Origin of the sequence: Streptomyces sp. NPDC056628, from assembly GCF_042792555.1 — a bacterium.
Taxonomy (GTDB): Bacteria; Actinomycetota; Actinomycetes; order Streptomycetales; family Streptomycetaceae; genus Streptomyces.
Window position 1 is genome coordinate 537,565 of sequence record NZ_JBHTWG010000001.1, and the last position, 18,276, is coordinate 555,840.

The following is an 18,276-nucleotide window of genomic DNA, read 5'->3' on the forward strand; positions in this document are numbered from 1 at the left end:
ACAGCCCAAGTCAGGGTGTCAGCACGGGGCCACTCGGCGGCGCCCAGCAGCCCCCCAACCTCCGTAGGCTTATGACGTCGAAAAGCGGCGCCTTGAAACGGAGTTGGCATGAATGAGCCCAGCGGCGAGCAGCGGATCATGGACCGTACCGAAGCACTGGTCATCAACGCAGCGCGGAACGATGCCGCCTACGCGCTGGCCATGGCTCGGCCGGAAGTCTCGCGCGCTGATCTGTGCTCGCTGATTCGGAAACTTGCGACCGCCGTGCAGGACGTCGCCCAGGTCGCCGAGGCACGCGGAGCACGGCTTAACTCACCGGCCGCAATAGCACTGGAAACAGCACTCCGCGAGGCTCTGAGCGCGCGCTGAAAACAGCATTGCCCCCGCCCGAGCAATAGCCACAGGCGGGGGCACATTCAATTCCAGCGGACCGGCTCAGCGTCGCCACCTACGCAGACCGGGCAGGGGCGCCGCTCGGTCCATCCGCAGCGCTGACAGCCGCCGAATCCGCAGCAGCCATCGCACCAGATTTCGCCGAGCCCAGCGCAGCAGCCGCAGAGGTCGCCCCATTTCCAAAGGGACCATGGCGCCTCACCGCCCGTTCGTCCTGCACGCGGTTTAGGGCGCTCAGGGGCGCTTGTCATGCGGATGCGCCCGGATAACTCGCGCGGCCTCGAATCGGTCCCACGCTTTACCGGCTCGCTTGGCTGCCTCCAGCGCTGTAGCGGCACCCGCGCACGTTTGGCAGCCGGATACCGGCCGAGCCTCATACAGCCAATCATCGAGCGGCAGAACAACGGGCGGCGCCGGATAGCGCAACGGCTCACTCACTGCGCCACGCCCCAGACACGCATTTCGCCAGCGCGGCGCCAATCGGTCATCCGTCTGTGCGGGTGGTTACTGATCTCTCTATCCCAGAGAGCGGCGGCGCGCGTATTGCCCACTTCCCGCGCAATCTGCCGCGACCTATCCAGCGCCGAGCAGGTCCCGCAGCCTGCCACCGCAACCGGCCCCGTTTCGCTGGCCATGTGGCCCCCTCACGTCGACTACCGGGCAACCCAGAATCGTTCGGGGATTAATCAGCAACTAGGGGCCACAAGTGGGCCTAGTGTGGGCCAGAATTGAGGCATGAGCAGCGGAATCGGGGCCAACATCAAACGCCTGCGCGAACAGCGCGGGTGGTCGCAGGGACGTCTAGCGCGTGAGATCTGCCGAGTGGCCCAGGTGCAGGGCGAGCCGGTGGGGCGACATGAGGTCAGCCGGTGGGAGCGCGGCACCCGAACCCCGCGTGAATGGCTGCCGGTTATCGCTGCCGCCCTGGGAGTCTCCCTAGACGTGCTCCGCGAGCCCCTGGCGCCCGCTCAGCCGCCTATGCCGACCCTCGCCGACTTCCTGCCCGAAGGTGATCCGCTGGCCCCTCTGAGCGGCACTGGCGGGCGCCGTATCGGAATGGGCACGGTCGCCGACTTGCAACAGCGGGTGCACGGTCTGCGGCTGGCCGATGACGTGCTCGCTGGCGGAGATCTCATCCGGCCCGCGCTGCGCGACCTGAAACGGGCCGTGAGGCTCTATCAGGAGTCGACGCACAGCGGTGAGGTGGGGCGCGAATTGCTGCGCCAGATTGGGGAGTTGGCTCAGATCGCCGGATGGATCGCCTCGGACGCTGGCCAGCACGCGGAAGCCGAGCGCATTTACCGGCTGGGAATCATCGCAGCGAGGCAGGCCGAGGATGCGACGCTAACCGGCAATCTCGCCGGATCACTCGCCTACCAACTCAGCAACACAGGGCGGGAATCCGAGGGGCTGACCCTGGCGCAAGTCGCCCTGCATGACGCTGGCGCCGATGCTCCACCTAAAGCCCGCGCGCTGTATCTCGATCGAGTGGCGTGGGCGCACACGAAAGCGGGGGGCGTAGCGAATGGGCAGGCTGCAATTCGCGCCCTAGGGGAAGCCGAGCAAGCACTCAGCGAGGACAGCGAGGGAATAGAGTCACCGGACTATCTCTATTGGGTCGACGCTGGCGAACTAAAGGTGATGGAGGCGCGCGTTTTCACAGAGATTCGCCGCCCCTTGCGCGCTGTCCCATTGCTGCGAAACGTTCTCGCCGAATACAACGCAGCACACACGCGGGAAATGGCTCTGTATCTGTCGTGGCTGGCCGTTGCGCTGGCCGATGGGGGCGAGCCGGAAGAGTCGGCGGCAGTTGCGGAACGGGTAATCGACCTTGCAACTGACATACCGTCAGAGCGAACAGCGGAACGGGTACGGGTGATCCTGCGCCGCTTGCAGGAGTACGCAGACGTGCCGGAAGTCTCCGCGTTGCTGGCCGAGCATCCCGCTGCCTAGACGCAGAAAAGCCCCCGCCCCAGGGATTCCCAGGGCGGGGGCTCTTGCTACTCGACGTCGAGATACGGGTTCGTCAGCTCAGTCACGCGGGACAGCGACAGCGGCTCGATCCATTCCGCAGAGTCGTCCGTCATGCGCCGTCGCTGCTCGCGGTAAGCGCGGTGAGTCCGGACGGCCACGGCCGCATTTCGCTGATCGGCAGTCGGCATGGTCCACAGCGGGGCGGCGGCTGCCTCGGGGTTGGCCAAGAAATGCGCGCGCCACTCGGCATAGGTGCGCTGACTCATGCTGCACCCCCGGCGAGTTGCACACGGATGCGCTGAGCGCGAGCCTGCCCGATCCGGAAGTGCGCCTGTAGTTCACGCAGCGAGGGAACCTTGCCCGCATTCCGCTGTGTCTGCTCGATGAACGCTCGCACCTGCGGCAACAATGGATCAGCGGATGCACTCGCCGGAATGGCTGTGTGGCTTTCTGCGGGGCGCGAAGCGGGCTCAGGCTCGGCGGCTACTGGCGCAGGCTCAGGGGCGCTCACAGGGGCACTCAGGGACTTAACGCGCCACAGCACGAGGGGCGCTATCGCACTGACTGCCACAACCAGCGGAACGGATACGGGAATCAGCCCTGCACTCACCAGGTGCGCGAGCGCATTCGTCAGGATCAGCGCGGCCACTACGGCGGATACGTCGCGCCGGACAGCGAATGCGCGGAGGGCGTACACATCTAGGGCGGCAGGTACGCACCCCGCTGTGAAAGTCCCGAACCCAACTGCTCGGGCTAGGGCGTATTCAGCGCTGGCAGTTGCAACTAGGGCGGCAATCAGCGCGAATGCGCCGAGCCAATCCAGTGATCTGAGGCGAGACAAGGGAAACTCCGAGGCAAAGGGAAAGTGCCCCGGCTCAGCGAGCTAGGGCACCACCTACGAATTTGGTATGTGAGGTCACGTTTTAGTGGCGAGCCGACAGCGCAGGCAGGTTGTACCGGGGGCTACGCCGTAGTTATGCGCAGTGCAAATGGTCCAGCCGGTTGCGTCGCGCTCATTCCAGGGGCCATAAGGGCGCTGCTCGGCGGGCTCAGTGCCGGTATTCCGCGCCGCGATTGCTCTGCGGCGGGCGCTCATTCAGGCCAGCCGGGGAGCGCATAGCCCGCAGCAGCGAGTGAGCCGGGGGTGAGTAGCAGCGTCTCAGAAATGCGGCGCACCTCAGTGAGTTGGGCGGCGTTCACATTCGTGCCGAGCGCTTCCAACTCCACCAGCAGTGCGACCATTCCGCGCGCGCTGTCGTCCCACAGGTTCGCGCTGGGACCACTCCACAATTCAACCCAGCGGGCAACCTGATCATCGGTCCAGGAATCAGCGCGGGCGGGCGGTAGCGGGGTTGGTAGGTCGGATTCAGCGGGCAAGGTGGTGCGGGCAATACCGGGGCGTGAACGGCCACGGCGCAGATTTTCGTTATTCACCGTGAGTTACCTCTGATTGGTTACGGAACGGGGTCTTTGAACACGGAGCGTATTTCCCCCCGAGCGCGCATGTCGGAGACCTCCCCCGCGTTCAATGTCCCAAGGGGGGCAAGGGGTCCATCCCCACCCCCATTACCCTAAACGGACATGGCGGACCATTACTCATCGTGAGTATTGGCCTTGAATTCACAGCGAAAGGGCCAGAGCACATACCGAGTTTGGTAGGTGGTCTGGCCCATCGCCGCTCGGTCAGCGCTGGAGAATGAGGCGAGTAAAGCTGTTGGCGGCAACGCGAGCCTTACGCAGCTCAGTGAGGGCGAGATTCGTACGGGCAGCAGCAGCGCGAGCAGGATCACCACTCAGCGAGGCAGCCTTAACAACCTCATGGCTTACGGCCGTGAGGATCGCCTCACGCATATCAGGGTCGATTCCCTGCGCCGTTAGGAAGTCGCCCAGGTACCCCTGATCGGCCACCAGAGCGCCTACCGCGTCACTGCGCTGAGCAAGGCCCCTAAGGGCGTCAACGAGGGTGCCAAGGCTGTTTCCGTGCCGCTTAGTGATCATCGCCAGGTCAGCGCGGGCTGGCATGGCCTCATTCGGCGAAATGCGGGGGCGGGCAGCCTCATAAGTGACGGCGGAAGCCACCTGCAATTGATCGTCAGCCTTAGCGAACGACTCGGCCACAGCGTCCACAGCCGTCTTAGTCGCCTCATTGGCCAGCATTTCTCGCCCCTGCGGGTACAGGCTGAGGTCATTTCGGAAGTTATCGGCCTTGACACGCGCCGAATAGGCGGTCTGAAGGGTCGACGTGATCGCGTCAGAGGCACCGGAGACAATCTGGCGCACGTCAGCGGGCAGGTTGCTGCTCAGGTCAGCATTGCGACTGAAGGCGGCAGCGTAGTCCTTGGCAGTCTTGGCAAGCCCGCCAATAGCAACGTCCACCGCATCGGGGGCAGGTAGGCGGACAGTGAAGGTCAGCGGGTCGGTTTCGCTACCGGCGCCGGTGAATTCAGTGTGATTCTCGGTCATTTTCAGTGCTCCATTAGGTTGTTTGCTGCGCGCTGTACGCCCTTCCAAACGGCGTCAGCGACTAGTTCGTAATACTCAGCGGCGGGCATGTCAGCCGGTCCGCGAAGCTGCGGGAAAACGTCATTGAAGGCGGCTGCTAGATCGCCGTGGGAAACCAGCGAGCGGCGCCCCTGGGATGCCTCGCGGAGTGTCCGCGCATAGGCGAGCCGTTCGGCTGCTCGACGTAGGCGACCATTCCCGTGCTCAGCCACTGAATGTCCTCCGTATGAGGTCACCCAGGTTGTCCCGCTCGGGCGGTGGGGGAGGCAATATGGGGCTCGGATGGTGCACACGAACATTCACGACGCGCTGAATGTCGCTGGTATCAAACGAGAAACGAATTCCAGCGGCCCGCGCTATCCGCTTAACGTCACCCATTGAGGCTGACGCGCCCTCACGGTCCAGCACGGCGCGTACGGCGGAATAGAGAAACGAGAAAGTCGGCGAGGTGCCGGGGGCAGGCTCGACTACCTCAGCCATCGCACGGGCAATCTGAGCGTCGCTGGCGGTCATCGCTGCGCCCCCTGCATCTGCACGTGACGCTGGTTTAGCGCCGCTGTGCAAGCGGCCTGAGCCTGCGTGAGCCTCGCTACAGCCTCGGTAAGCCGAGTGAGCGTCGCTACGTCGTCAATGTCGATTGCTTCACTGTCCTGCTCGATGGACTCGGCCAGAGCGGTTATGACTGCCTCCAGCGCGACGCGTGTACGCGCACTGCCTCGCTTACGCTGATTTTGTGCGGCAATATCGGTTGGTGAGGGCGCGTTAGCGCTCATGTTTGCTCCCAAAATCTAGGGATTTCGCCGGCTGGGGCATTCGCCCAGGTCAGCGGGTACGTGATGGTTTGCTCATTCGTTAGCGCCTGCCACGCCCCACTGCGTGATGACGCCCTGAGATTCGAACCACTCGGCGACGTCAACGGCGGTTTGCATAGCTGCTCGGCCAGCCTCGGCGTCTGCATTGCGGAGGGCGGCGGGAAGGTCGACGGCTAGAGCCCTGTACTGCTGCTCTGCCTTAGCGTCAGCTATGCGCACCCAGGGGTTATCAACCATGGTTGTTCCTCTCAGAAAATGCCCTTCCGCTCATCCATAGTTCCGTTCGTTCCCCTGCTCTTCTTAAGCAGGGAACGGGAACGAACGAAGGGTGAGCTAGGGGCGGGCTAGTTGTGGGCGAAGATGCCTTGCCCATCGGAGTAATCAGCGGTAAGTGGGTCGGCGACGAAATGCCGGAACGTGTCTTTACGCTTGCCAGTCTCAGCGCGTACACGGCCGACCATGACAAGTTGGCCGAGTGCTTCCGCGACCTTGCTGGAGGACCCCGTTACGCCGTCACGAATCTGAGTGATTCCGGCGCCCGGATAGGCGTCCAGATACTCAATAATCCGGAGTTTCAGGTTTTCCCACTCGTCAGCCTTGGACACGTCGTCGTCAGCGTCGGGCGGCTGTACCTCAAACACTGTGCTGCCGCCTGTTGAGTCAATGACGACTTGCGCAGCTATCTGCGTCCGGTCCGACTTGCGGTAGACGCCCGCCACAGCGCGTACCTTGCCCGGCCGGTCCTTTGTCACCCGCATGACCACAACGCCCCGCACACCAGCGCCCAGGGCCTCTGTCGGCTCGATCAGATAGGCGGCGCCGGTTACTGCGCTGAGTTTGTTCTGTGAGCCCTGCGCGAACCGTCCGCCCGAGCCCTTAGGTACGTGGTCAATCAGGATCGTTGCGGCGCCGGAACCCTCAGCGAGTGGCCGAGGCAACTTGCGCATAAACAGCGACACGTCAGCGGCGTCATTCTGATTGAGGCCGAACAGCGCGTAGGCGTCTGAACTGCCGTCAATCACAGCGAGGTCGTACGGGGTCCTGAGCAGCCGTTGAAAGCCCGGCGAACTACTCGGCGGGGCATCGGGGCGTACGTACGTGAAACGCTCGCGTAGGGCCTCTGAGGGGACTCCTAGCGACATGAGGCGGCCAACGACCGTCGTCGCGTCCGATTCAAGGTCGACGTAAAGCGCGGTCCCGCCCTCAGCGAGCAGCACGGCCACCGCATGAAGGGCAACCCAGGTTTTCCCCGATTCGCTTTCGCCGTAGAACATGTGGACACGGCCCGGATAGAGCAGCGCGGCGCCATCGGTCCTGCGTAGCAACTCGGCATCAGGGGCGGTCAGTTGCCCGGATAGGACAGCCTCAATGTCGACCGGCGCCCAAGGGTCAGGTTCATCGGTCGGCGCGCTCAACTCAGCGAGGGCGGCGAGAATGTCGGCGCCGGATTCCGTGAGTGAGCGCAGGATGGTTAGCACGGCGTCATGCTCGATGACGTCAGGCATGGTCATATTCCTGGTCAATGAGCAGCGCCGTAGCGCCGCATAGATCGGTAGGTGACATGGGATGCGGTCCTGTTCAGAAATGACGAAAACCCCCAGCGACGCAGGGAGCGAGTAACCGGGAGGACCGCCAGGAGTCCCGGTAACTGCTCGACCTACGCCACTGGGGGCCAGTCGGTCTGCCTATACCTGTGCACTGGCACTGCCCGGCAGATGGGCTGTCTTTGATGTGCTGCTCATTCGGACTGGCGGTCCAGCAGCGGGAAGGGGGCGGGAAGCTGCGCGGGCTACGGGAATAGTCATCCGGTCCGCACGCCGCAACGCGCCCCATGTCTATGTTCTAGCGAGTCGAAACCCCGGTACACGGAGGCGAATCCCTGTCGGCATGCTTCTACCTTCAGCTATTAGCTAGCGAGTGGGTCGCCTAGTATCGTCACGGTGACGATTAGGGCAGCAATGTAGAAGTGTAGATGTGCAGTCGTTTTGGGTTTCCCTTAGAGACCTCATAGGGGAATTGAAAATAGGTGCACAACTACACTTCTACATTGCTGGTGAGAAAACCCAGGTCAGAGTTAGCTTATCTGACGGGCAGTCAGGTTTTTGGTGTAGTTGGTCCCTCGCTGCCCGGCGCCGACCGACTCGCCGAAATCCCCTGTGTGGCCGTCTGAGGGCGTAAAAAGGCCCCTCCGGACCACGGGGACCAAGAGGGGCTGTAAGGCGCTCAATGGGGCGTACAGGCGTCTAGCTGCCCAGCGCCCCCGGTGAGCCCATGGGCGCCTGTTGTAGGACACAGGCCCGGTCTGTCCGCCAAGATCCGGCCGGGCCTGTGCCATTCCTACAGGCAGCCGTTAGCGTCCGCTTCTAGGAAGTCGGCCATAGCCGTAAGTTCCGCTGCCGCATCGGCGAAGAACGGGTTACGGACGCTGAATTCAACGCGTTCCTCATCCAACCTGAACTGCCGCCCCCGCTTCCCGCGCCTCACGTCCAAACGTGCTCCGGCCTCTTGCATGAGCTGTCGCCTGCCTGCCATGTCTGCTTTCGCCCAGAGGTCTGCGTAGTTCTTGCCCGTGCGCGTTTCCTCGATACGGGGCTCTACCTTTTCGCGGGTCTCAAGCTCAGCGAGTCGGGCGTCAAGGGCATCTGCGCGTTTCTGCCACGCTGCCTTAGCGGAGGCTGACTTATGCCGCCCCTGCTGAGTCATGTGATCCTCAAGCTCAGCGAGAGTGGCGTCAATCTCGGGCTGAGGGTCATAGCCGGGAATGGTGCGCGTTTGCGTGACTTCCAGTGCGCCGAGCATCCGCAGGAATTCACGCTCTGCGTATTCCTCTGCCCATTCTCGCTTAATGATGGCTCGCGCATCGCAGTTTTGGCCCCGCGCATTTGCGTTGCACTTATAGGTGTGGGTCTTGCTGGTGCTCTTGCTGTTAGGGGACGGCTGGTGGAGATACATGCGTCCCCCGCAGCCAGCGCAGTGAATTACTCGGAGCAGCAAGGCCACGGTGTCCACTCGATCAGGTTTCTTGTTGTCTACACTGCGGGCGGTGAGTATTGCCCCGATGGCGTCGAATTCCTCGCGGGTGAGAATGGGTTCGGCGGTGGCCATGACGGGCCGACCCTCGCTGTCCCGAACCACTCCCTTTTCGGTCACCTTCCATCCCAACAGGCGTTCGCTGAGCATCAGTTCTCTGATGGCGCTGTGCTTCCAAGTGAACTGTTCGCGTACGACAGTCTCACCGGCGTTGCCTCCAGTCTTACCGCCAGTTTTCCGCCCCTGCTTGAGGCTCCAATGGTCGCGAGACGAGGGAATACCGTCGGCATTAAGGTCTCGGGCGATCGCAGCGAGACTCTTGGGGGCAACGCCGTTGAACGGGTCACCCTTTAGTTCTTTGATGATGCGTTCAAGAACAGCCACGGCGTCAGGGTCCTGCACCAGGGTGACTCCGCCGTTTTCAAGTGGCGCGGGCATGTAGCCATACGGTGGACGCGAGCCACGCCAGCGGAGGGGCATGAGGCGCATAGCTGCCTGTGCGCTGGTGACTCGCTCGCGGATGGACTGAGCTTCCATCTGCGCGGCGAACGCGAACAGAGTCACCATGAGCTGAGCCATCGGGTTTAGCGGGTTGCGGAAATCCAACTCCAGTCGGCCGCCCGGCCCCTCTGCAAACACAATCAACTTCCGGTGCTCGCGCGCCCACTTAGCCAACTCGTGCATGTCGTCCATGGACCGAACGGCGCGATCGAAACGCCAGAAAACCAGCGCGTCGAATTCGTCGGGGCGCCTCAGCCACGCTCCCAATTCCGGGCGCTCGAAAGGCGTTGTTTTGCTCGCGCTGACTCCCAGGTCAACGGCCTCACGGTCGCCCAGGTCGATACCCAGCGCGTGAGCGGCGCCCTGATTGGCTGCCCGCTGCCGCTCGGGCGAGGTGGTTTCGTCAGTCAGGACGGACAGTCGGAGGGCGGATACGCCCCTGAGTTGAGTCGTCATACCGGGGGCACTAGCGAGTCGGACCCCTGCACCCTTGCGAGCCCTGTTGACCTGCGGTTTTGCCACCATGGGGGTGTCTCCTTGAACTGCTAGTCGGAGACCCCTTGGAAACCCGTACGGGCATCCCGCCCCCGGCACGGTCGCGGCGTTGCGGGCCCAGGGAGCGGTGGTGCTGAGCACGGACCGGGACGGGGCGCTCGCGGTCACCGGTGAGGGTGCGGATCTGGCGGTGGCGGGAGACTGAGGGCATGGATTCCGTGGAGATCGATGCCTACCTGAGCCGTCTGGGGGCCGAGCGTCCGGCCCGGCCCACCGCCGAGGCCCTGCGCGAGCTGCATCTGCGCCATCTGCGCACCGTGCCCTTCGAGAACCTGTCGATCCACCTCGGCGAGGAGATCGTCCTGGAGGAGAAGCGCCTGCTGGACAAGGTGGTGAGCGCCGGCCGCGGCGGTTTCTGCTACGAACTCAACGGCGCGTTCGGGGCGTTGCTCGGCGCGCTCGGCTTCGAGGTCACGCTGCTCGCGGCGCGTGTGCACGGCAAGGAGGGAGAGCTCGGCATCCCCTACGACCACATGGCGCTGAAGGTCGGGACGGCGGACGGGGGGACCTGGCTGGCGGACGTGGGCTTCGGGGCGCACAGCCACCATCCGCTCGCGCTCGACGTCCGCGGCGAGCAGGGGGACCCGGCGGGGGTGTTCCGGATCACCGAGGCCGGGCCGGACGCGGCGGGGGTGCGCGGCGGGGACCCCACGGCAGGGGGAGAGGAGTCGGCCGACCTGGAGGTCGTCATGGACGGCAGGCCGGAGTACCGGCTGGAGCGGCGGCCGCGGGTGCTCGCGGACTTCGTGTCCGGCGCGTGGTGGCACAGCACCTCGCCCCATTCGCACTTCACGCAGTCGCTGGTGTGCTCGCGGGTCACGGAGGAGGGAGCGCGGATCACGCTCAGCGGCCGCGTGTTCAAGGAGACGGCGGCCGACGGGAGCCGTGCGGAGCGGGAGCTGGGCACGGACGAGGAGGTGCTGGAGGTCTACCGGGAACGGTTCGGCATCGCACTGGACCGGGTGCCGGCGGTCCGGGGGCCCGGCGGGAACGGGTGAGGCACCCCCCGGCCGCAAAAGCGGGGGCCCCGGCCTCCGGCCCTCCCCGGGTGCCGGAGAATCGGCCCGTGAGTGATGCGAGACATGTGCTGGTGCTGCCCGACCGCGACGCGGCCGAGGAGGCTGCCGAGGCGCTGCGCGAGCGGTTCGGTATCGAGGAGGAGCCGCACCTGGTGCGGGACGCCCTGGCCGGGGAGGACGACGCCGAGGACGCGCAGTGGCTGCTGGTGCTCCGCGACGAGCGGGAGCGCCTCGACCCCGAGGAGCTCGACGCGTTCGCCGGGGAGTGGGAGGGCTGGCGGGAGGAGCCGTGACCGCCACCGGCGCGGCGCCCGCCCCGGTCGTCGTGCGGGGAGGAGCCGGTCGCCGTGCGGGGAGGAGCCGGTCGCCGTGCGGGGAGGAGCCGGCCGTCGTTGTCGTACCCCCGTGCCATGCTGTACGCGATGGCCAGGAAGACTGCTGACGACGATCCCCTCGCCCCCGTGACCCTCGCCGTGGGTCAGGAGGAGCTGCTGCTCGACCGTGCCGTGCGGGAGGTGGTGGTCGCCGCGCGGGCCGCCGACGCCGACACGGACGTACGGGACCTCACCGCGGACCAGGTGCAGCCCGGCACGCTCGCGGAGCTGACCAGCCCGTCGCTGTTCGCGGAGCGCAAGGTCGTCGTCGTACGGGACGCGCAGGACCTGTCGGCGGACACCATCAAGGACGTGGCGTCCTATCTGGCGTCTCCCGCCGAGGAGATCACGCTGGTGCTGCTGCACGCCGGTGGGGTCAAGGGCAAGAAGCTGCTCGACGCCGCCCGCAAGGCGGGGGCGCGCGAGGTGGCCTGCCCGAAGATGACCAAGCCGGCGGACCGGCTGGCGTTCGTCCGGCAGGAGTTCCGCGCCACCGGCAGGTCCGCCACGCCCGAGGCGTGCCAGGCCCTGGTCGACGCCATCGGCAGCGACCTGAGGGAGCTGGCGTCGGCGGTGAACCAGCTGGTCGCGGACGTCGAGGGCACCATCGACGAGGCCGTGGTCGGGCGCTACTACACGGGGCGCGCCGAGGCGTCGAGCTTCACCGTCGCCGACCGGGCCGTGGAGGGCCGGGTGGCGGAGGCGCTGGAGGCGCTGCGCTGGTCGCTGTCGACCGGTGTCGCGCCCGTCATGATCACCAGTGCGCTCGCGCAGGGCGTGCGGGCCATCGGCAAGCTGTCGTCCGCCCGCGGTGGCCGGTCCGCCGACCTGGCCCGGGAGCTGGGCATGCCGCCCTGGAAGATCGACCGGGTGCGTCAGCAGATGCGGGGGTGGACGCCCGACGGTGTCGCGGTCGCGCTGCGGGCGGTCGCCGAGGCCGACGCCGGGGTGAAGGGCGGCGGGGACGATCCGGAGTACGCCCTGGAGAAGGCGGTCGTGACGATCGCCCGCGCCGCCCGCTCCCGAGGCCGCGGCTGACGCCCCACCCGATCCCCCTCCGCCCTGATCCGGGCGACAGGCGTCACAGTGGCGAGGAGAATCCGGCGTATCGGCTGGATGCCGACGGCATGCCGAAGGCCCCGCCGCCCGCCCTGGGGAAGGGGGGCGCCGGGGCCTTCGGACCGAGCTGCTGGATCCACACCCGCGTGGCGAACGCAGGCCGCGTGCGGATCCGGGGGTGCCGGACGGGAGCGGATGAGAGAGGGCCCGCTCGATTCCCTCCGGCGGTCAGATCAGAGAGATGTCAGCCCTTGAGGGACGCGACCTTCGAAGCAAGCGCCGACTTCTTGTTGGCGGCCTGGTTCTTGTGGATGACGCCCTTGGAGACGGCCTTGTCGAGCTGACGCGCGGCAGCGCGCTGGTACTCGGTGGCCTTCTCGACGTCACCCGCGGCAGTGGCCTCGCGGGCCTTGCGGATCGCGGTCTTCAGGGAGGACTTGACGGCCTTGTTGCGCAGCCGGGCCTTCTCGTTGGTCTTGATCCGCTTGATCTGGGACTTGATGTTCGCCACGAATGAGCCTTTGCAGGTTCAGGCACGGGCCAGGAGCCTCCCGAAGTGGAGACCGGTCCCGTACCAGGTGATTTCTTGAAGGTGTGCCTCGCGCTGAGAGGGCATGAGACACAGCCACCCAGACTAGCAGTGGGCCGAAGAATGGCCCAAACCCGCTCCAGGTCGCCACCCATGGGACCATGGAAGCTACGTATTGATCCGACCCGAGGCATAAGGCGCCTCAAGAGACAGGACCCTGCGTGCCCGCGACCCCTAACCATGTGCCCGAGCCGAGCCGTACCGACCCGGCTCTGATCCGCAATTTCTGCATCATCGCGCACATCGACCACGGCAAGTCCACGCTCGCCGACCGGATGCTCCAGCTGACCGGTGTGGTCGAGCAGCGGCAGATGCGTGCTCAGTACCTCGACCGGATGGACATCGAGCGCGAGCGCGGCATCACGATCAAGTCCCAGGCGGTGCGTCTGCCGTGGGCTCCCACCCACGAACCCGGCAACACGCACATCCTCAACATGATCGACACCCCGGGGCACGTCGACTTCACCTACGAGGTCTCGCGGTCGCTGGCCGCCTGCGAGGGGACCATCCTCCTCGTCGACGCAGCCCAGGGCATCGAGGCGCAGACCCTCGCCAACCTCTACCTGGCGATGGAGAACGACCTCACGATCATCCCCGTGCTGAACAAGATCGACCTGCCGGCCGCGCAGCCCGAGAAGTTCGCCGAGGAGCTCGCCAACCTGGTCGGCTGCGACCCCGACGACGTGCTCCGGGTCTCCGCCAAGACCGGCGTCGGCGTCGACGCGCTGCTCGACAAGGTGGTCAGGGAGATCCCCGCGCCGGTCGGCGTCGCGGACGCCCCCGCTCGCGCGATGATCTTCGACTCGGTCTACGACTCCTACCGCGGTGTCGTGACGTACGTCCGTGTCATCGACGGCCAGCTCAACAAGCGTGAGCGCATCAAGATGATGTCGACGGGCGCCACCCACGAGCTGCTGGAGATCGGGACGAACTCGCCCGAGATGCTGTCGGCCGACGGCCTCGGTGTCGGTGAGGTGGGTTACCTCATCACCGGTGTGAAGGACGTCCGCCAGTCCAAGGTCGGTGACACCGTCACCAGCCAGCACAAGGGGGCCACGAAGGCGCTCGGGGGCTACAAGGACCCCAAGCCCATGGTCTTCTCCGGGCTGTACCCGCTGGACGGCTCGGACTACCCGGAGCTGCGCGAGGCCCTGGACAAGCTGCAGCTCAACGACGCCGCCCTCGTCTACGAGCCGGAGACCTCGGCCGCCCTCGGCTTCGGTTTCCGCGTCGGCTTCCTCGGGCTGCTGCACCTGGACGTGATCCGGGAGCGGCTGGAGCGCGAGTTCGGCCTCGACCTGATCGCCACCGCCCCGAACGTGGTCTACCGGGTGGTGATGGAGGACGGCAGCGAGCACACCGTCACCAACCCCAGCGAGTTCCCCGAGGGCAAGATCAGTGAGGTGTACGAGCCGGTCGTGCGCGCCACGATCCTCGCGCCGACCGAGTTCATCGGCTCGATCATGGAGCTCTGCCAGACCCGGCGCGGCACCCTGCTCGGCATGGACTACCTCTCCGAGGACCGGGTGGAGATCCGCTACACCCTGCCGCTCGCGGAGATCGTCTTCGACTTCTTCGACCAGCTGAAGTCCAAGACGCGCGGCTACGCCTCGCTGGACTACGAGCCCACCGGCGAGCAGACCTCCAGCCTGGTCAAGGTCGACATCCTGCTGCACGGCGACAAGGTGGACGCCTTCTCGGCGATCACGCACAGGGACCAGGCGTACGCCTACGGGGTCCGGCTGGTCGCCAAGCTCAAGGAGCTCATCCCGCGGCAGGCCTTCGAGGTGCCGGTCCAGGCCGCCATCGGCTCCCGGGTGATCGCCCGCGAGACCATTCGCGCCATCCGCAAGGACGTCCTCGCCAAGTGCTACGGCGGTGACATCTCCCGTAAGCGCAAGCTGCTGGAGAAGCAGAAGGAAGGCAAGAAGCGGATGAAGATGGTGGGTTCCGTGGAGGTTCCCCAGGAAGCCTTCATCGCCGTGCTGAGCAGCGATGACAGCGCGGGGTCGGGCAAGGGCAAGAAGTAACCGCGGGTAACCCAGTGTGACCCGGCATATCGCCGCATCGGGGGTCCGTCGTGCGAAAGTGCGACGGACCCTTTTGTGCGCGCGTCGTGACCGTTCGGAGGAAGTGGCAGGGCGCAGGCTCTTACGCAGGGGGCTGCCGACCTTTACCCTGATCCCTGCTCGATAGTTACTCGCGAGTTAAACAACGCGAGTGGAACCAGCCGCACCGTCGCGGGCCCCGGAGGATGTCGTGAGTCACCCACAGACACTGATCGAGAACCGCCCGCCCAGCGTGGCGACCCTCTTCCTGGAGCGCGTGGCCGCCACGCCGGACGCCGAGGCGTACCGCTATCCCACTCCGGCGGCGTCCGGGGAGGGCCCCGACGACTGGAAGTCGTTGAGCTGGGCGCAGGCCGCCGAGCGCGTGCACTCCATCGCCGCCGGGCTCATCGAGCTGGGTGTGCAGCCCGAGGAGCGGGTGGCGCTCGCCTCCTCCACCCGGATCGAGTGGATCCTCGCCGACCTGGGCATCATGTGCGCCGGCGCGGCCACCACCACCGTGTACCCGCAGACCAACGCCGAGGAGTCGGCGTTCATCCTCGCCGACTCCGAGAGCCGGGTGCTGATCGCCGAGGACGCGGCGCAGGTCGCCAAGGCGCGCGAGAAGCGGGCCGAGCTGCCGAAGCTCGTCCAGGTGGTCGTGATCGACGCGGCCGGTGTGGAGACCGACGACTGGGTGATCGGCCTCGCCGAGCTGGAGGCCCGCGGCGCGGCCCGGCTGGAGAAGGAGCCCGGGCTGATCAAGCAGCGGGTCGGCGCGATCACCAAGGACCAGCTCGCCACCCTGATCTACACCTCCGGCACGACCGGCCGCCCCAAGGGTGTGCGCCTGCCGCACGACAACTGGGCGTACATGGCGAAGGCGATCGCCGCGACCGGACTGGTCGGCGAGGACGACGTGCAGTACCTGTGGCTGCCGCTGGCGCACGTCTTCGGCAAGGTGCTCACCTCGGGCCAGATCGAGGTCGGTCACGTCACCGCCGTCGACGGCCGTGTCGACAAGATCATCGAGAACCTGCCAGTCGTGAAGCCGACGTACATGGCGGCCGTGCCGCGCATCTTCGAGAAGGTCTACAACGGGGTCGCCGCCAAGGCCCGCGCGGGCGGCGGCGCCAAGTACAAGATCTTCCAGTGGGCGGCCGGGGTCGCCCGCGAGTACGCCAAGGTCACCCAGGACAACTTCCGGCGCACCGGCACCCACTCCGCGCCGTTCGGCCTGGCCGCCAAGCACAAGGTCGCCGACACGCTCGTGTACACCAAGATCCGCGAGGCCTTCGGCGGCAACCTGCGCGCCTGTGTCTCGGGCAGCGCCGCGCTCGCCCCGGAGATCGGCTACTTCTTCGCGGGCGCCGGCATCCACGTCCTGGAGGGCTACGGCCTCACCGAGTCCTCCGCCGCGTCCTTCGTGAACCCCGGCGAGGCGTACCGCACCGGCACGGTCGGCAAGCCGCTGCCCGGCACCGAGGTCCGTATCGCCGACGACGGCGAGATCCTGCTGCGCGGTCCCGGCATCATGGAGGGCTACCACGGGCTGCCCGAGAAGACCGCCGAGGTCCTGGAGGCCGACGGCTGGTTCCACACCGGCGACATCGGCGAGCTGTCCGCGGACGGCTACCTGCGCATCACCGACCGCAAGAAGGACCTCATCAAGACGTCCGGCGGCAAGTACATCGCGCCCGCCGAGGTCGAGGGCCAGTTCAAGGCGGTCTGCCCCTACGTCTCGAACATCCTCGTGCACGGCGCCGACCGGAACTTCTGCACGGCGCTGATCGCGCTGGACGAGGTCGCCCTGCAGCCGTGGGCCGAGGAGAACGGGCTGGCCGGCAAGTCGTACGCCGAGATCGTGGCGGCGCCGGAGACCGTCGCCATGGTCGACGCCTATGTGCAGCAGCTCAACGCCGGGCTGCAGAAGTGGCAGACGATCAAGAAGTTCCGGCTGCTGCCGCGCGACCTCGACGTGGAGCACGGCGAGATCACGCCGAGCCTGAAGCTGAAGCGCCCCGTCGTGGAGCGCGAGTACAAGAACCTCATCGAGGAGATGTACGCGGGGACGCGGGAGGCCTGACCCTTCCGGTGGGGGGCCGCACGGCACGCCGTGCGGCCCCCCACGTCCGCGCGGGTCAGGAATCGTGCGGTCCGCCGGCCAGCTCCCGCAGCTCGCGGACCCGGTCGCGCAGCGTCGCGGTGTCCGGGGGGTCCTCCCGGTCCAGGTCCCGTGCCAGGGCGTCCAGGCGCAGGAGGAACTCGGTGGGGCGCGGCGCCCTGCGCGCCAGCAGCCGGGCCAGCTGCTGGTTCTTGCGGTGCAGCTCCAGGAACACGCTGACCTTGGCACGCAGCACCCACGGGTCGAACGGCTTCGTCAGATAGTCGGCGGCTCCCGTGGCATAGCCGCGGAACGCGAAGCCCGGCTCGTCGTCCGCACCGGTCAGGAAGATGATCGGGACGTCCTTGGTCTGGTCGAGCCGCTTGATGTTCGCGGCGGTCTCGAACCCGTCCATGCCCGGCATCCGGACATCGAGCAGCACCAGGGCGAACCGCTGCCGCGGCAGCGCCTTCATCGCCTCCTCACCCGACCGCGCCCGGACCAGAGGCTCGTTGAGGGACCCGAGCACGGCCTCCAGGGCGATCAGGTTGTCCTCCATGTCGTCGACAAGAAGGATGCCGGCACGCTCGTCGGCCGTTGCCTCAGCGATCATGGGAAAAAGCCTCATTCGGTAAGGGTGGGCGGGACCTCTTCCCCTCCGGAAGTGCCCGGTCCCGGTCCTGCGGTGGACGCCGGTGACATGCAGGACTCCTCCGGGTCCGCGGCCCCGGGGTCCAGGAGGTCGCAGACGACGGTGAGCAGCTGGTCCACGTCCACCGGTTTCGGTACGTAGTCGTTGGCGCCCCGCGCGATGGACTTCTCCCGGTCGCCGGGCATCGCCTTCGCGGTCAGGGCGACGATGGGCAGGTCCGCCCAGCGCGGGGTGCCGCGGATGGCGGAGATCGTCTCGTAGCCGTCCATCTCCGGCATCATGATGTCCATCAGGACCAGCCCGACGTCCGGGTCGCGCTCCAGCGTCTCGATGCCCTCACGGCCGTTCTCCGCGTACAGGACCGGCATGCCGACGCGGCCGAGGACATGGGTGAGCGCGAAGACGTTGCGGATGTCGTCGTCGACGATCAGCACCCGGCGCCCGGGCAGCACCCGTCCCGGGCGGCCGGTCCGCCAGGACTCCAGCTTGGCCGGGGCGGGCCAGGTGTCGTCCGCCTCGTGGACCGCCGGGAACGACTCGGCCGACAGCTGCTGCGGCACCTGCGGCTGCCGCTGCTCGCCCGGCGCGCCGGTCACCGAGTGCCCGGGCCCGACGACGGGCACGTACAGGGTGAACGTGGAGCCCCGGCCCGGTTCGCTCTCGG

Annotated in this window: 15 protein-coding genes; 7 read left to right on the forward strand and 8 right to left on the reverse strand. The window is 66.5% G+C overall.

Annotation, left to right across the window (positions count from 1 at the left end):
- Positions 1-108 precede the first annotated feature (108 nt).
- Positions 109-369 carry a hypothetical protein gene (locus ACFRAC_RS02380; RefSeq protein ID WP_382919638.1) on the forward strand — a complete coding sequence of 87 codons (261 nt, stop codon included), beginning with the start codon at positions 109-111 and terminating at the stop codon, positions 367-369.
- 759 nt (positions 370-1,128) lie between these two features.
- Positions 1,129-2,346 (forward strand): helix-turn-helix transcriptional regulator, encoded by a 1,218-nt coding sequence (locus ACFRAC_RS02385; RefSeq protein WP_382919639.1) that lies wholly within the window; start codon positions 1,129-1,131, stop codon positions 2,344-2,346.
- Positions 2,347-2,393: 47 nt separating this feature from the next.
- Here the strand turns inward: ACFRAC_RS02385 and ACFRAC_RS02390 are convergent, their stop codons facing one another.
- From ACFRAC_RS02390 to ACFRAC_RS02410, 5 genes are all read right to left on the reverse strand, one after another.
- Positions 2,394-2,633: a hypothetical protein gene (locus ACFRAC_RS02390; RefSeq protein ID WP_382919641.1), complete on the reverse strand. Its 240-nt coding sequence runs from the start codon at positions 2,631-2,633 to the stop codon at positions 2,394-2,396.
- 826 nt (positions 2,634-3,459) lie between these two features.
- Positions 3,460-3,801 (reverse strand): hypothetical protein, encoded by a 342-nt coding sequence (locus ACFRAC_RS02395; protein WP_382919642.1) that lies wholly within the window; start codon positions 3,799-3,801, stop codon positions 3,460-3,462.
- Positions 3,802-4,050: 249 nt separating this feature from the next.
- Positions 4,051-4,830, reverse strand: a complete 780-nt coding sequence (locus tag ACFRAC_RS02400) for a hypothetical protein (RefSeq protein WP_382919644.1) — start codon at positions 4,828-4,830, stop codon at positions 4,051-4,053.
- Positions 4,831-6,025: 1,195 nt separating this feature from the next.
- On the reverse strand, positions 6,026-7,186 hold the full coding sequence (locus ACFRAC_RS02405) for an AAA family ATPase (protein ID WP_382919645.1): 1,161 nt from the start codon (positions 7,184-7,186) through the stop codon (positions 6,026-6,028).
- Between the two features lie 832 nt (positions 7,187-8,018).
- Positions 8,019-9,668, reverse strand: coding sequence for a recombinase family protein (locus ACFRAC_RS02410; protein WP_382919647.1), 1,650 nt, complete (start codon positions 9,666-9,668; stop codon positions 8,019-8,021).
- Between the two features lie 248 nt (positions 9,669-9,916).
- On the opposite strand from ACFRAC_RS02410, the gene ACFRAC_RS02415 reads away from it, so the two are divergent.
- The 3 genes from ACFRAC_RS02415 to holA all read left to right on the forward strand — a co-directional run bounded on the left by ACFRAC_RS02415 (position 9,917) and on the right by holA (position 12,198).
- On the forward strand, positions 9,917-10,765 hold the full coding sequence (locus tag ACFRAC_RS02415) for an arylamine N-acetyltransferase (RefSeq protein ID WP_382919649.1): 849 nt from the start codon (positions 9,917-9,919) through the stop codon (positions 10,763-10,765).
- A 68-nt stretch (positions 10,766-10,833) separates the two neighbouring features.
- A complete protein-coding gene (locus tag ACFRAC_RS02420) occupies positions 10,834-11,079 on the forward strand; it encodes a hypothetical protein (protein WP_382919650.1) in 246 nt (81 codons plus the stop codon).
- A 129-nt stretch (positions 11,080-11,208) separates the two neighbouring features.
- A complete protein-coding gene (holA, locus tag ACFRAC_RS02425) occupies positions 11,209-12,198 on the forward strand; it encodes a DNA polymerase III subunit delta (RefSeq protein WP_382919921.1) in 990 nt (329 codons plus the stop codon).
- Positions 12,199-12,463: 265 nt separating this feature from the next.
- On the opposite strand, the gene rpsT is transcribed toward holA, so the two are convergent.
- Positions 12,464-12,730, reverse strand: coding sequence for a 30S ribosomal protein S20 (gene rpsT, locus ACFRAC_RS02430; protein ID WP_382919652.1), 267 nt, complete (start codon positions 12,728-12,730; stop codon positions 12,464-12,466).
- Between the two features lie 239 nt (positions 12,731-12,969).
- Here rpsT and lepA point away from each other — a divergent pair, with 239 nt between their 5' ends.
- Positions 12,970-14,838 carry a translation elongation factor 4 gene (lepA, locus tag ACFRAC_RS02435; protein WP_361339336.1) on the forward strand — a complete coding sequence of 623 codons (1,869 nt, stop codon included), beginning with the start codon at positions 12,970-12,972 and terminating at the stop codon, positions 14,836-14,838.
- A gap of 229 nt (positions 14,839-15,067) precedes the next feature.
- Positions 15,068-16,942, forward strand: coding sequence for an AMP-dependent synthetase/ligase (locus ACFRAC_RS02440; protein ID WP_382919654.1), 1,875 nt, complete (start codon positions 15,068-15,070; stop codon positions 16,940-16,942).
- 55 nt (positions 16,943-16,997) lie between these two features.
- On the opposite strand, the gene ACFRAC_RS02445 is transcribed toward ACFRAC_RS02440, so the two are convergent.
- Together ACFRAC_RS02445 and ACFRAC_RS02450 are read right to left on the reverse strand one after the other, a co-directional pair.
- Positions 16,998-17,573: a two-component system response regulator gene (locus ACFRAC_RS02445; RefSeq protein ID WP_382919656.1), complete on the reverse strand. Its 576-nt coding sequence runs from the start codon at positions 17,571-17,573 to the stop codon at positions 16,998-17,000.
- A gap of 11 nt (positions 17,574-17,584) precedes the next feature.
- The gene (locus ACFRAC_RS02450; protein WP_382919922.1) at positions 17,585-18,235 is read right to left on the reverse strand and encodes a response regulator; all 651 of its coding nucleotides are present in this window, start codon (positions 18,233-18,235) and stop codon (positions 17,585-17,587) included.
- Between the last annotated feature and the right edge of the window lie 41 nt (positions 18,236-18,276).

Coding starts and splice junctions, on each gene's coding strand:
- ACFRAC_RS02380 (WP_382919638.1), top strand. CDS start 109: ATGAATGAGCCCAGCGGCGAGCAGCGGATCATGGACCGTACCGAAGCA.
- ACFRAC_RS02385 (WP_382919639.1), top strand. CDS start 1,129: ATGAGCAGCGGAATCGGGGCCAACATCAAACGCCTGCGCGAACAGCGC.
- ACFRAC_RS02390 (WP_382919641.1), bottom strand. CDS start 2,633: ATGAGTCAGCGCACCTATGCCGAGTGGCGCGCGCATTTCTTGGCCAAC.
- ACFRAC_RS02400 (WP_382919644.1), bottom strand. CDS start 4,830: ATGACCGAGAATCACACTGAATTCACCGGCGCCGGTAGCGAAACCGAC.
- ACFRAC_RS02405 (WP_382919645.1), bottom strand. CDS start 7,186: ATGCCTGACGTCATCGAGCATGACGCCGTGCTAACCATCCTGCGCTCA.
- ACFRAC_RS02410 (WP_382919647.1), bottom strand. CDS start 9,668: ATGACGACTCAACTCAGGGGCGTATCCGCCCTCCGACTGTCCGTCCTG.
- ACFRAC_RS02415 (WP_382919649.1), top strand. CDS start 9,917: ATGGATTCCGTGGAGATCGATGCCTACCTGAGCCGTCTGGGGGCCGAG.
- holA (WP_382919921.1), top strand. CDS start 11,209: ATGGCCAGGAAGACTGCTGACGACGATCCCCTCGCCCCCGTGACCCTC.
- ACFRAC_RS02445 (WP_382919656.1), bottom strand. CDS start 17,573: ATGATCGCTGAGGCAACGGCCGACGAGCGTGCCGGCATCCTTCTTGTC.